The sequence below is a fragment of the Streptomyces sp. NBC_00435 genome (genome assembly GCF_036014235.1).
GTDB lineage: Bacteria > Actinomycetota > Actinomycetes > Streptomycetales > Streptomycetaceae > Streptomyces.
The window spans coordinates 4,870,891-4,884,646 of the sequence record NZ_CP107924.1; the positions used below are offsets into that span (position 1 = coordinate 4,870,891).

The 13,756-nt window shown below is 73.1% G+C and carries 10 protein-coding genes and 1 pseudogene; 1 reads left to right on the forward strand and 10 read right to left on the reverse strand.

Going from position 1 to position 13,756, the window contains the following annotated elements; genetic code table 11:
- Positions 1 to 16: 16 nt before the first annotated feature.
- The 8 genes and pseudogenes from OG389_RS22430 to fahA form a co-directional block, all read right to left on the reverse strand.
- Complete coding sequence (locus OG389_RS22430) at positions 17 to 628, reverse strand: hypothetical protein (RefSeq protein WP_328300257.1); 612 nt, start codon at positions 626 to 628, stop codon at positions 17 to 19.
- 166 nt (positions 629 to 794) lie between these two features.
- Positions 795 to 3,461, reverse strand: coding sequence for a fumarate reductase/succinate dehydrogenase flavoprotein subunit (locus OG389_RS22435; RefSeq protein WP_328300258.1), 2,667 nt, complete (start codon positions 3,459 to 3,461; stop codon positions 795 to 797).
- Positions 3,462 to 3,472: 11 nt separating this feature from the next.
- The gene (locus OG389_RS22440) at positions 3,473 to 4,216 is read right to left on the reverse strand and encodes an ABC transporter ATP-binding protein (RefSeq protein ID WP_328300259.1); all 744 of its coding nucleotides are present in this window, start codon (positions 4,214 to 4,216) and stop codon (positions 3,473 to 3,475) included.
- Between the two features lie 157 nt (positions 4,217 to 4,373).
- Positions 4,374 to 5,237 carry an ABC transporter permease gene (locus OG389_RS22445; protein ID WP_328300260.1) on the reverse strand — a complete coding sequence of 288 codons (864 nt, stop codon included), beginning with the start codon at positions 5,235 to 5,237 and terminating at the stop codon, positions 4,374 to 4,376.
- Positions 5,234 to 6,594: pseudogene (locus OG389_RS22450) on the reverse strand (ABC transporter substrate-binding protein). The gene OG389_RS22445 and the pseudogene OG389_RS22450 overlap by 4 nt, the downstream one beginning before the upstream one ends.
- Positions 6,595 to 6,608: 14 nt before the next feature.
- Positions 6,609 to 6,836 (reverse strand): 4Fe-4S dicluster domain-containing protein, encoded by a 228-nt coding sequence (locus OG389_RS22455; protein ID WP_030710222.1) that lies wholly within the window; start codon positions 6,834 to 6,836, stop codon positions 6,609 to 6,611.
- 42 nt (positions 6,837 to 6,878) lie between these two features.
- Complete coding sequence (locus tag OG389_RS22460; protein WP_328300261.1) at positions 6,879 to 7,649, reverse strand: GntR family transcriptional regulator; 771 nt, start codon at positions 7,647 to 7,649, stop codon at positions 6,879 to 6,881.
- Positions 7,650 to 7,799: 150 nt separating this feature from the next.
- Entirely contained in the window at positions 7,800 to 9,023 is a 1,224-nt protein-coding gene (gene fahA, locus OG389_RS22465) for a fumarylacetoacetase (protein ID WP_328300262.1), read from the reverse strand.
- A gap of 141 nt (positions 9,024 to 9,164) precedes the next feature.
- Between fahA and OG389_RS22470 the strand changes: the two genes are divergently transcribed.
- Positions 9,165 to 9,971 (forward strand): HAD family hydrolase, encoded by an 807-nt coding sequence (locus OG389_RS22470; RefSeq protein WP_328300263.1) that lies wholly within the window; start codon positions 9,165 to 9,167, stop codon positions 9,969 to 9,971.
- A gap of 45 nt (positions 9,972 to 10,016) precedes the next feature.
- Here the strand turns inward: OG389_RS22470 and OG389_RS22475 are convergent, their stop codons facing one another.
- Positions 10,017 to 12,023, reverse strand: coding sequence for a CocE/NonD family hydrolase (locus tag OG389_RS22475; protein WP_328300264.1), 2,007 nt, complete (start codon positions 12,021 to 12,023; stop codon positions 10,017 to 10,019).
- Positions 12,024 to 12,055: 32 nt separating this feature from the next.
- On the reverse strand, positions 12,056 to 13,573 hold the full coding sequence (locus OG389_RS22480; RefSeq protein ID WP_328300265.1) for a peptide MFS transporter: 1,518 nt from the start codon (positions 13,571 to 13,573) through the stop codon (positions 12,056 to 12,058).
- Between the last annotated feature and the right edge of the window lie 183 nt (positions 13,574 to 13,756).

The window sequence follows — 13,756 nt, forward strand, 5'->3', positions numbered from 1 at the left end:
GGGGGCGTGACAGGCCCTAGTGGCCGTGGTCGTGGGGGGCGGCGGGCTTCACCGGGTCGCTGGCCTTGACGGGGCAGGTCAGGGCGGGGTTCCAGTTGTGGAAGCGGCCGGCCGGGTTGTCCCGGTACGCCCACAGGTGGAGGTCGTAGTGCTTGGGCATGCCCGCCCAGTGGCCCGGCATCGGCCCGTCGAAGGGCAGCCCGAACATGCTCGGCCGGTCATCGGTGGTCTTGAAGTCCTGGTCCCGGTCGGCGGACATCCACTCGACCGCCTCCAGCTTGCGGCGGCCGTGCTCGTCCTTCGCGGTGCTGTAGAGGAGCGCCGCCGGCTTGCTGGGGTCCGTCGAACCCCAGTAGGCCTCCTTGACGTAGTGGTAGCCCATGGAGCCCACCCCGAACGGGTTGGTCATGCACGCCTCGCCGTGCGGCACGTACCCGTCCCTCAGGGCCTCCTGCTCGTCCGCGTACTTGGCCGTCACCCGGATCGCCGTCGCCATGTCGCGCATGGCCTGCGTGTTCTTCGGGTCGGGCGCGGGCCCGTCGACGCCGTGGGCGGGGGCGACGGCGGCCAGGCCCACGGATATGGCGGCAGCACAGGTCAGGACGGCTTTGCGGGGGCGGAGGGACATCGGGGCTCCTGCCGTTCGGGGGCGCGGGGGGCTTTCGTCCACCATCCGGGCGCGGCTGCTCGGCTGCACGCGGCGGGCCTCCGAACGGGGGTCGGACTCGGCCCGCTCAGGCCGGACGGGTGGTCCGGGGCGGCGGCGCACGTCCGGGTTGCGCGGGAGCGCCGACCTACAGGCGTGAGGCGTACGCGCGCACGTCCGCGTCCGGGTCGCCGACGGCCGTGGCCAGGGCCGCCGAGGCCGCCGCGTCGGGCCGGTGGGCCCGCAACGCCAGCACGGCGGCCTTGCGGACGTCCGCGTTCGGGTCGGACAGGGCCCGGGCCAGCTCCGGCACCGCCACCCGCGCCGGGGCCGAGGACAGCCCGGCGGCGGCCCCCGCGCGGACCTGCCACGCCGGGTCGGACAGCGCGGACACCGCCGCCGCCGCGTGGCCGCCCGTGGCGGCGACCGCGGTCAGCGCCGCGGCCCGGACCAGCGGATCGGGGTCGGCCAGCAGCGGGGCCAGCGGGGCCCCCGCCCGCAGGGTGCCCAGCGCCTTCGCCACCGTCACCCGGACCTCCCGCGAGGAGTCCGCCGCGGCCGGGGCCAGCGGCTCCACCGCGTCCACCGACACCAGGGCCCGGACCGCCTGGATCCGGACGTCCACGTCGCCGTCCCGCAGGGACCCCGCGTACAGGGCGGCGTCCCCGAGCCGCAGGACCCGTAGGGCTTCGAGCGCCGCCGACCGCACCGACGGGTCCGCCACCGCGAGGCCCGCCCGCAGGGCCGCGCCCAGTTCGGGCTCGGGCGCCAGCACCTCCAGCAGTTCGCGCAGCGCGGCTCCCGCGGCCGCGCGGACCGCGGGATCGGGGTCGGCCAGGCGCGCCCCGAGGGCGGGTCCCGCGCCCGCCGGAACGGTTTCGCCGATCACCGCCACCGCCGTGGCGCGGACCGCCGGGTCGGGGTCGTCGAGGTAGGGGCGCAGCGAGTCCAGGGACGGGGCCTCCTCCGCCAGCGAGAGGAGCTCCAGGATCCGGGGCGATCCCGGCCCGGATCCGGTGTCCCGGCCGGCCGTGGGGGCGGCCGCCCGGCCGCCCGCGAGGGCCACTCCCACGAGCTCGACCTCGCCCAGGTGCCGGGAGGGCCCGCCCGTGGGGGTGAACTCGGGGACGGGTACCAGGTAGGGATCGACCGGACGGGCCGTGAACTCCATCGCCCCGGAAGGGGATTTGCGCAGGTCCAGGTGGTGCAGCCAGCCCTCGTCGTCGCGCTGCGGATGGTCGAGCCGCTCGTGGTAGAGGCCCCAGCGGGATTCGGTCCGCGCGAGCGAGGCCCGCGCCGCCATCTCCGCGCAGTCCCGGATGAAGGAGACCTCCGCGCAGCGCATCAGCTCGTGCGGGGTGCCGGCGCCCATCTCACCGATCTCGCCGGCCATCCGGTCGAAGGCCTCCACGGCGAGTGACAGCTTCGCGCCCGTCTTGGGCGGGGCCACGTAGTCGTTGACGAAGCGCCGCAGCTTGTACTCGACCTGCGGCTGAGGCGGGCCGTCGGGGTTGCGCAGGGGCCGGTAGATCAGCTCGTGGGCGGCCGCGAGCTGGTCGGGGGGCAACTCGCCGCCGTACGGCCGGTACTGCGCGGCGTCGGCCCCCGCCAGATCGCCGAAGACGAACGCGCCGATCATGTAGTTGTGCGGTACGGAGGCCAGGTCGCCGGCCGCGTACAGCCGGGGCACCGTGGTGCGGGCGTGGTCGTCGACCCGGACGCCGGAGGCCGAGTGGCCGCCGCACAGTCCGATCTCCGAGATGTGCATCTCGATGTCGTGCGTGCGGTAGTCGTGGCCGCGGCCCGCGTGGAAGGTGCCGCGCGTCGGCCGCTCGGTGGTGTGCAGGATCGATTCGAGTGCCGCGACGGACTCCTCGGGGAGGTGGCTGAGCTTGAGGTACACCGGGCCGCGGTCCGAGGCGAGTTCGGCGGCGAACTCGGACATCATCTGGCCCGACCAGTAGTCGGAGTCGACGAAGCGCTCGCCGTGCCGGTTGACCTGGTAGCCGCCGAAGGGGTTCGCGACGTACGCGCACGCCGGTCCGTTGTAGTCCTTGATCAGCGGGTTGATCTGGAAGCACTCGATGCCGGTGAGCGCGGCGCCCGCGTGGTAGGCCATCGCGTAGCCGTCGCCCGCGTTGGTGGGGTTCTCGTACGTCCCGTAGAGGTACCCGGAGGCGGGCAGTCCGAGGCGGCCGCACGGGCCGGTCGCCAGGATCACGGCCCCGGCGCGGACGGTGACGAAGGCGCCGGTACGGGTGTTGAAGGCGGCCGCGCCGATCGCCCGGCCGTCCTCGGGGTCGGTCAGCACGCGGACCGGCATCACCCGGTTCTCGATCCGGATCAGCTCGCGCATCTCGCGGCGGCGCAGCTGCCGGTAGAGGACCTTCTTGACGTCCTTGCCCTCGGGCATGGGCAGCACGTACGAGCCGGAGCGGTGGACCTGGCGCACCGCGTACTCGCCGTGCTCGTCCTTCTCGAACTTCACCCCGTACGACTCCAGGCGCTGGACCATCCCGAAGCCGCGGGTGGCCGTCTGGCGGACCGTGGACTGGTCGACGATGCCGTCGTTGGCGCGGGTGATCTCCGCGACGTAGTCGTCGGGCTCGGCGCGGCCCGGGACGACGGCGTTGTTGACCCCGTCCATGCCCATGGCGAGGGCGCCGGAGTGGCGGACGTGCGCCTTCTCCAGGAGCAGCACCCGCGCGCCGGCCTCGGCGGCGGTCAGCGCCGCCATCGTGCCGGCGGTGCCGCCGCCGATGACGAGGACGTCGCAGGTGAGTTCCTCGGCGTCGGCGATCGCGGGGATGTCCATGGGGCGGCCTTTCAGAGCGATTCGAGGATCTGCCGGCGCAGGGCCGAATGGTCGGCGGTACGGGAACGGGGGTGCGGTACGTCGATCAGCGCGCCGGTGGCCAGGAGTGCGACGCGGTCGCCCAGGAAGAGGGCCTCGTCCACGTCGTGGGTGACGAACACGACGGTCGCGCCGGTGCCGGCGAGGACGCCGACCAGCAGGTCCTGCATCCCGGCGCGGGTCTGCGCGTCGAGGGCGCCGAAGGGTTCGTCCATGAGGACGGCGCGGGGCGCGGCGGCGAGGGCGCGGGCGAGCTGCACGCGCTGGCGCTGGCCGCCGCTGAGCTGGTGGGGGTGTTTGCGGGCGTGGTCGGCGAGGCCGACGCGGGTCAGCCAGTGCCCTGCCGTGCGGCGGCGCTCCGCGCGGGGCGTGCCGCGGATGGCGAGGGGGAGTTCGACGTTGGCGCGGACGGTGCGCCAGGGGAGGAGGGCGTCGTCCTGGAACACCAGGGCGCGGTCGGCGTGCGGGCCGGTGACCGGGGTGCCGTCCTGCTGGACGGCACCGCCGAGCGGCGGCAGCAGCCCGGCCAAGGTGCGCAGGAGGGTGGACTTTCCGCAGCCGGACGGGCCGACGACGGTGAGGATCTCGCCTGCGCCGACGGTCAGGTCGAGGCCGTCGAGGACAGGTGCGGCGGTGGTGGGGTGGCCCAGGCTGACGCCGGTGAGGTGGAAGGCGGCGCCGGTGGGTGGGGTGGTGGTGAGGGTGTGCACGGACATGATCCCTTCCTGTCCTGCGGTCGGCGTGGTCGCGCGGTGGTCGCGGGGCGGTCGCGGGGCGGTCGCGGGATGGGCGCCGTGCGGGTGGGTGGCCCTGCGGGGCGAAGTCCCCTGCCCACCCTTCGCCGGTTCCCCGGCCTCCGCCCGGACCCGGTCCTCAGACGTCGGACGGGCCGTAAGCCCAGCCCCGCCGCCGGCGATCGAGGCGCGGGGTCCGCGAGCTCGGGGTCCGCGAGCTCGGGGTCCGTGAGCTACGGGTCCGGGACGGCAGCCACCGCGTCAGGCGGTGGCCCGCCCGCTCCACGGCGGTGGACGTGAGCCAGCCCAGGGCGCCGATCGTGGCCATGCCGACGAAGACCCCGGGGTAGTCCACGACCGTGTAGTCCTGCCAGGTGCGGTAGCCGACCCCGTACTCCCCGGAGATCATCTCGGCGGAGATCACGCAGATCCACGACACCCCGATCCCCACCGAGAGCCCGCCGAAGATGCCGGGCAGCGCGCCCGGGAGCACCACCGAGAACAGGATCCGGGTGCGGCTGCCACCCATCGTCAGGACGGCCTCCTCCCAGACCGGGGACAGCGCGGACACCGCGTGCCGGGTCGACACCAGCACCGGGAAGAACGCCGCCGCGCAGGTGATGAAGACGATCCCCTGCTCGTTGGAGGGGAAGAGCAGGATGGCCACCGGGACCAGGGCGATGGCCGGGACGGGGCGCAGGACCTCGACGAGCGGGCCCAGCAGGTCCGCCGCGAGCCGGGAACGGGCGACGGCGGTGCCCGCCGCGATCCCCAGTACGGCCGCCAGCGCGAAGCCCGTCACGATGCGCCGCAGGCTGAAGCCGAGGTCCTGCCAGTAGGGTCCGGTCGTCGCCCGGTCCGCGAGGGTCGAGGCCACCTGGCCCACGGTCGGGAACTGCTCGAAGCGGAGCCACAGGTTGACGTCGAGCGAAGTCAGCAGCTGCCAGGCGAGCAGGGCCACGCCGAGCGAGGCCACCCGCAGGAGCCGGCGGCGGGCCGTCATGACGCGAGGCCTCCGGCTTCGTCGAAGCTCACGATCCGCGCCCCGGACCCCGTGTGGCGGCCGACGTACTCCTTCGCGCCCGAAGGGGTGACGAACGCGCGCAGTTCGGAGCCTTCCGCCACCCAGACCGCCTTGTCGGCGAACCAGGGCGTGCCCGTCACCGCGTCCGGGACGTACGCCGCCCGGGCGTCCGCGCCCGCGGCCTTCAGGGCCTTCAGCAGGGCCGCCGGGGAGTCGAAGCCCTGGGTGCGGTTGCCGGTCCTCAGCCACAGCTCGGGGCGGGCGGCGGTGGCCGCGGGGTAGTTCCCGCCCGCCGCCGCGCGCTTGAGCGGCCCGGGGTCCACGAAGGCGTCCACGTCCACGTCGCCGACCAGCTTGGCCGCCTCGAGCACCGGCAGGTCCTCCTTCAGGGCCGCCAGCAGCTCGGGTCGCATCGCCGGGTCGAAGGTCGCGATGCCGTCGCCCCGTTGTAGAGGTAGACCACCTCCGCCGGCAGGCCGGTCTCCTTCGCCACCGACTCGGCCGCCTCCACCGGCTCGGTACGCAGGTAGTCGGTCGCCTTGAGCTGGGCCCGCAGGAAGTCCTCGAGCACGGCGGAGTGGTCGGCCGCGAACTTCTCGCGCACCGTGACCCCGTGGAAGGTGGGCAGATTCAGCTCGGCGCCGTCGTACAGCGCCTTGGCCCGCCCCTCGAAGGCCAGCTGGCCCGGCCAGGCGACGAACTGCGACAGGGCGTCGGCGCTCCCCGCCTGGAGTGCCGAAGCACCCACACTGGGCTGCTGATTGAGTTTCTCGATGCCCTTCGCGGGGTCGATGCCGGCGCGCTGCAGGGCCCGTACGAGGGTCCCGTCGGCGGCGGAACCGACCGAGGTCGACACCTTCTTGCCCCGTAGGTCGGTGAGGGACTCCAGCTTCGAACCGGGCGCGGTGACCACGGTGTTGAGGCCGCCGCGCAGGTTGTAGCCGGTGATGGAGACGAGGTGGGTGGGCTGCTTCAGTTCCTTGCCGCGCGCGGCGTTGATCAGCAGGGGGAAGTCGCCCATCGAGCCGATGTCGATCTTCCCGGCGGTCATCTGGGCGGTGATCGGCGCGCCGGTGGCGTAGTCCTGCCAGTCGACCTTGTAGGTGACCCCGTCCTTCTTCCCGCGCGCCGCGAGCTCCTGCTCGAAGTAGCCGAGGGAGCGCAGCAGGGTGCCCGCGGTGACGGTGTTGATGGTCTTGGACTGGTAGCCGACGGTCACCGTGACCGTCCTGGCCCCGGCGCCCTCCGCACCCGAGGCGCTGGAGCAGGCGGTGGCCAGCGGTGCGAGCAGGAGGAGGGCGGGTGCGAGGGCGGGTGCGAGGGCTTTCGTACGCATGTCGAGGGGGCCTTTCACCGGAGCAGGTAGGGCATGTTGACGGTGACCGCGCCGGTGGGACAGCGGGCGGCGCACGGGCCGCAGTACCAGCACTCGTCCACGTGCATGTAGGCCTTGCCGTTGTCCTCGCGGATCGCGAGCGAGTCGAGCGGGCACATGTCGACGCAGAGGGTGCAGCCGTCGATGCACAGGGACTCGTCGATGGTCACGGGCACGTCGCCGCGCTGGGGGACCAGGGGCATGGCTGTCTCCAGGAAGGGGGGGAGGAGGGGATTCGCGAGGGCTTACGCGGTGCGGTGCAGCAGGCCGCTCATCGTGATCCGGTCGCCGCGGAAGCGGATGAACTCCAGGTCCACGGGGCGGCCGTCGCCGAGGTGGGTGAGGCGCTCCAGCATCAGGACGGCGGCCCCGCGCGGGGCCTGCAGGACGGCGGCGGAGTGCGCGTCGGCGTTGACGGCCTCGAGGGTGATCTCCGCGTGGCCGAGCGGCTGCCCGGTCAGGGACTCCAACAGCCGGAAGACGTCGGTGTTCTCCAGGTCGCAGCCGATCAGGTCCGCGCCGATGTCCAGGGGGACGTACGTGAGGTCCAGGGAGAGCGGCAGCCCGTTCAGGCGGCGCAGCCGCTCGATGTAGAGCACCTCGGAGTGCTCGGGGAGCCGCAGCCGGCAGGCGACGGGGGCCGGGGCGCGGACGGGACCCACGGTGCGGACCTCGTTGGTGACCCGGCCGTGTTCGTGGAGCGTTTCGGCCAGGCCCTGGAGGCGGTCGAGGCCGTGCGGGTACTTGGCGCAGACGATGACGGTGCCGACGCCGGGCCGGCGTTCGACGAGCTGCTCGCCGCGCAGCAGGTCGAGGGCCTGGCGGACGGTGTTGCGGCCCGCGCCGTAGTCGGTGGCGAGGGCGTCCTCCAGGGGGAGGACGCCGCTGGGGTAGCCGCCCGCCAGGATCTGGTGGCGCAGCAGGTCGGCGAGCTGTCGCGCCTGGTCCGCGCGCAGCCGCCGCCGGCGCGCGGCGGCGACCGGGACGGTGTGTTCGCGGGTGCGTTCGGCTGGCATGGCACGGAACATACCGAGGGGGCCGCGGCGGTGGTGTTGCCGCAGTGTTGCGCCACTCGCGGGGGTCGGCGTACCGCTGTGACCTGCGAAGACGGCGGGGTGGGGAGGAGATCCGCCACCCCGCCGGTCCGGGTCGTCCCGAGGCGTGGACTAGCGGGTGCCCACGATGCGGCCGGTGACCTCGCCGAGGCCCACGCGGGCGCCGTCGGCGCCCGGCGCCCACGCGGTGAGGGTGACGGTGTCCCCGTCCTCCAGGAACGTGCGCTTGCCGTCGGCGAGTTCGATGGCGTCACGGCCGTTCCAGGTGAGCTCCAGCAGCGACCCGCGCTGGCCGGTCTCCGGACCGCTGACGGTGCCCGAACCGTAGACGTCGCCGGTGCGCAGCGAGGCGCCGTTGACGGTCATGTGCGCGAGCTGCTGGGCGGCGGTCCAGTACATGGAGGCGAACGGCGGCCGCGCCACCTCCTGCCCGTTGATGGAGACCGTGATGCGCAGGTCGAAGCCGCCGGGGCGGTCGGCGGCGGAGTCGTCGAGGTAGGGCAGGAGCGGGAAGTCGCGGGTGGGCGGGGTGACCCGGGCCGCGTCCAGGGCCTCCAAGGGGGTGACCCAGGCGGAGACGGAGGTGGCGAAGGACTTGCCGAGGAAGGGGCCCAGCGGCACGTACTCCCAGGCCTGGATGTCGCGCGCGGACCAGTCGTTGAGGAGGAAGAGGCCGAAGACGTGGTCCTCGAACTCGCCCAGCGCCACCGGGCTGCCCAGCTCCGAGGGGGTGCCCACGACGAACCCGACCTCGGCCTCGATGTCGAGCTTGATCGACGGCCCGAAGACGGGCGCCGGGTCGGAGGGCGCCTTGCGCTGGCCGGAAGGCCGTACGACATCGGTACCGGAGACGACGATCGTGCCCGACCGGCCGTGGTAACCGATCGGCAGGTGCTTCCAGTTGGGGGTCAGCGCGTCCCCGTCCGGCCGGAAGATCCGGCCGACGTTGGTGGCGTGGTGCTCGCTCGCGTAGAAGTCGACGTAGTCGGCGACCTCGTAGGGGAGGTGCAGCCGGGCCTGCTCCAGCGGCAGCAGGTGGGGCTCCACGGCGGGCCGGTGGCCGGGGTCGGTGACCCAGGCGGTCAGCGCGCGGCGCACGTCGTGCCAGGCGGTCCGTCCGGCGGCGAGCAGGGGGTTCAGCGAGGTCTGCCCGAGCAGTCCGGCGTACGGGGACCCGAGCGCGGCCGCGGCCGCCCCGGCGTCGAGCACGTAACCGCCGATGCGGACGCCGATCCGGCGCCGGGCCTCCGCGGCGGTGGAGAACACGCCGTAGGGGAGGTTGTGCGGCCCGAACGGGTCGCCCTCGGGGACATCGAGGGGGCTCTGCTGGGGCATGGGGTGCTGCCTCGCTTTCGACGCGGCCCGGGGGTGTCCCGGGAGCTGGTTGACACGTTACGGGGCTGGTGGGGCGTGCGGGAGGCCGGATTCGGGCACTATTTGTAGGACTTGTCCGAGGGGGTCCGTATCCTTGAACGCGTGACTTCCGCCCTCCCCTATGCACTCGTGGCCACCGACCTGGACGGGACTCTGCTGCGCGCCGGAGACATCGTCTCGGCCCGCTCCTCCGCGGCGCTCCGGGCCGCCCGCGCGGCCGGCGCCCGGCACATCATCGTGACAGGGCGCCCCGTCCCGCAGGTCCGCCACGTCCTGGACGGCCTCGGCTACACGGGGCTCGCGGTGTGCGGGCAGGGCGCGCAGGTCTACGACGCGGCGGCCGGACTGCTGCTGCACTCCGTGGCCATGGACCGGGAGCTGGCCGAGGTCGCCCTCGGGAAGATCGAGGCGGAGGTGGGGGAGGTCTACGCGGCGGTCAACCAGGAGGGCCTCGACGCGGAGATGCTGATAGGGCCGGGCTACCGGATGTGGCACCCGCACCTGCCGACGGTGGCGGTGGCCCGGCGGTCCGACCTCTGGTCCTCCCCCATCAACAAGGTGCTGCTCCAGCACCCCCGCCTCTCGGACGACGAACTGACGGCGGTGGCCCGGTCGGTCGCCGGTGACCTGGTCAACGTCACGATGGCCGGGGAGCACACCGTCGAGCTCCAGCCGCCGGGCATCGACAAGGCGAGCGGCCTGGCGGTGGCGGCGGAGCTCCTGGACGTAGGCGCGTCGTCGACGATCGCCTTCGGCGACATGCCGAACGACGTCCCGATGTTCGCGTGGTCGGCGCACGGCGTCGCGATGGCGGGCGCCCACCGGGAACTCCTGGCCGTCGCCGACGAGGTCACCCTCTCGAACGAGTCGGACGGCGTCGCGGTGGTCCTGGAACGGCTCTACGCCTAGCCCGCCCGCGCCCGCCGGCCCGCCGCGGGGGCCCCGCAGGAGCCGTCAGACCGCTGCCCGCGGCAGCCGGCGTTCCCACGTGCGGTGGAAGAGGACCTCGTCGCCCTCCCGGCAGACCACCTCGTTCGAGGTCAGGAAGCCGCCCTCGTCGCACGAGATCTCGGACCGGGTGACCACCGAGACGTCCCAGCCCAGCTCCGGCCGGTGCAGCCGCACGGTCCACTCCGAGTGGGTACGGGCCGACAGCGCGTCCGCCTCCTGGATCTCGTACACCTCCCGCGCGTCCTCGCTGAACTCCAGCCCGTCCGGATACACCCGCGTCCCGCCGTACCGCGGGTCGACCTCCAGGCGCCACACCCCGCGCGCGACGTCCCGTACGACCAGCCGCTCCGGCCTCGGCCCGTCCAGGGTCTCCGGGTAGGAGACCCCCAGCGGCTCGGACTGCTCCGGGGCCTCGAAGAGGATCGGCTCCCCGTCGGACGACGCGTCGCGCACCGGGAGTTCCACCGCGCTGCCCGCCGGGTCCAGGGTCCAGCCCCGCTCCGACCCGGCCCGCGGCCAGATCCACGGCCAGTAGGCGGAGGACAGGGCGAGGCGGATCCGGTGGCCCGGCGGGAAGGAGTGGCCGATGCCGTTCAGCTCGAAGCTCACGTCCTCGTACGAGCCCACGGGCCACGGCGCCGCCTTGTCCCGGCCCTGCCGGGCGGACAGGTTCAGCACGCCCCGCGTGACCAGCGTCGAGGCCCCGTCCGGAGCCACGTCGCACAGCCTCGCCACGACCTGCCCGTACGGGACGTCCATCCGCAGGCGCAGCCGGACCACCGGCCGGCCCAGGATCTCCAGCGGCCCGGAGCCCTCGCCCACCGGGAACTCGAAGCAGGCGGATTTCGCGTCCTCCTCGCGCTGGTCCGGGGGCAGGTCGGCGTCGTTGCCGAAGGGGAAGAAACGGCCCGCGTCCACTCCGGTGTGCTGCGGGGAGGCCACGACGACCGGCGCGCCCTGGAAGGCGTACGAGACCGGGTCCACGTTCGGCGAGGGCCAGGACGGGTCGCCGACCCACCGGCCCGGCAGGGTCCCGTACGTGGTCGCGGGCGGGTGCGACTCGGAGATCCAGGAGCGCAGCAGCGGCTCGTCCATGACGCCGGTGTCCTTGCCCTTGAGCCAGTGGTCCCACCAGCGAAGGGTTTCCTGGAGGAAGCCGATGGCGGGCCCCGGTGGCAGCCCCCGGTCGGGGTACTGGTGCGACCACGGGCCGATCAGGCCCCGTACCCGGTCGGCGGGGAGCGCGGAGGCCAGCCGCAGCACGGTGTCGCGGTACGGGTCGTGCCAGCCGCCGACGGCGAGGACGGCCGCGCCGATCGCCCCGTAGTCCTCGCAGACGCTGCCGTGGCGCCAGTACGCGTCGCGGGTCTGGTGGGAGAGCCAGGTGTGCAGGAGGGGTTCGACCGCGCCGAGGCGGTTCAGCCACTGGGTGCGCCAGCCCTCGCCGGCGTAGAGCGGGTCCGGCGGGCGGGAGGCGAAGGCGAGCATGGTCGCCGCCCACGCGTGCATGTCCACGGCGAGCAGCGAGCCGCCCATGTAGTGCACGTCGTTGTCGAAGCGGTCGTCCGTGGAGCAGACGGTGACCACCGCCTTCAGCGGCTCCGGGGCCAGCGCCGCGATCTGGAGGCTGTTGAAGCCGCCCCAGGAGATCCCGAACATCCCCACGGACCCCGAGCACCAGGGCTGGGCGGCCAGCCACTCCACCACCGCGACGCCGTCGGCGAGTTCCCGGGCGTCGTACTCGTCGCCCGGGTCGCCACCGCTGCACCCGTGGCCGCGCACGTCGACCCGTACGGAGGCGTAGCCGTGCCCCGCGTACCAGGGGTGGCGCTGCCAGTCGCGCGGCGCGGTCCAGTCGGTGAGCCGGTACGGGAGGTACTCCAGCAGTGCCGGGACGGGCTCGTCCGTCACCGGCCGCCAGATGCGGGCGTACAGCTCTACGCCGTCCCGCATCGGGATCCGGACGTCCTCGTGGGTGGTCCGGTAGGGGAAATCGGTGCGGATGATCATCGAAGCTCTCTCGCCAATCGCCTCGGGGACGGTCAGTGAACGGGGTGCATCGTGCGCTTAAGCCACGGCGCGCAGGCGATCACGGCCAGTCCCACCGCGACGGCGATGGCGCCGTTGACGCCGAAGTAGGCGGGGTTGGAGACCTGGCCGTACAACTTGACCACCTGCGCCTGGATGCCGTTGGCCAGCGCCAGGGAGAGGAACCACAGCGCCATGGTCTGGCTGGCGAAGGCCTTCGGGGCGAGCTTCGTGGTGGCCGACATGCCGGAGGTCTCCAGCAGGATGTCGCCGAGCCCGAGCAGCAGGTAGGAGCCGATGATCCACCAGGTGGCCATCTTGTACGTGTCGCCGCTGTGCCCCGAGGTCGGGATGACCATCAGGAGGAAGGACAGGCCGCCCAGGATCACACCGATGGCGATCTTGTTGGAGGCGTGCGGCTGCCGGCGGCCCATCCGGACCCAGAGCGCGGCGACCACCGGGGCCAGGAGCACCTCGAACGCGCCGAGCGCGGAGGCGTACCAGCCCGCCGGGAAGGTGAAGCCGAGGATCTCGGTGCGGGCGTTCGTCGAGGCGAGCAGCATCATCGTCGAGTACGCCTGGAAGAGGATGAAGTTGAAGGCCACCGAGGCCAGGAAGAGCACCACGTACGGGCGCAGGCGCCCCCGCTCCTCGTCGGTCACCCGGGAGCTGCGGAACATGACCGCGAAGTAGACGATCGGCGCGATCACCGAGATCAGGGTGAGCAGGTCCACGAACCGGCCCATCGTCAGCCAGCCCAGTACCGCCAGAAGAGTGGCGAGCGCGGCGACGACCACGATCCCGCCGGCGATCCTGAGCACGGCGGTGCGCATCGCGTCGGGGGCCAGCGCGAACTCGGCGGAGTGCTTGCGCCCGGCCAGGTGGCGGCGTCCGGCGACGTACTGGATCAGGCCCGCGGTCATGCCGACGGCGGCGGCGGAGAAGCCCCAGTGCCAGCCCTTGTGCTCGCCGAGCCAGGCGGTGATCAGCGGGCCGGCGAAGGCGCCGATGTTGATGCCCATGTAGTAGAGGGCGAAGCCGGCGTCGCGCCGCTGGTCGTCCGTCCGGTACAGCTTGCCGACCATGCTGGCCACGTTCGGCTTGAGCAGGCCGGTCCCCGCGCTGATCAGGCCGAGGCCCACCCAGGTCATGGCGGCGGTCGGCACGGCCATGGCGTAGTGGCCGCAGGCGATCAGGATGCCGCCCCAGAGAACGGCGCGGTACGAACCGAGGATCCGGTCGGCGAGCCACCCGCCGGCGACGGAGACGAGGTAGACCATGGTCCCGTAGGCCGCCGAGACGGAGGCCGCGGTGCCCGGGTTCATCCCCAGGCCGCCGTTGGCCACCGTGTCCGCGAAGTAGAGGACGAGGATGGCCTGCATGCCCAGGAACGAGAAGCGCTCCCAGACCTCCAGTCCGGAGAGCGTGGCGAGGCCCCGGGGGTGCCCGAGGAAGGCGTGGTCGTCCCCGGGCGGCGGCTGGTCCGCCTCCGGATCGGAAGGCTCGTCTATATCGGTCGCAGTTCTGGACAAAACGCATTCTCCGGTTGTTTTGACTTCTCTAGAACATACCGGGGTGCATCGGGCGCTGCTCGGGTGGTGGCCGGACAGGCGCCCTGGGTGATCGAAAACAGACCGGATACGCTGGCTTGAGTGATGGCAGCGACACATCGACAATCCATGTGATCGTCAACGTGATCGTCAGCAGACAGGAGT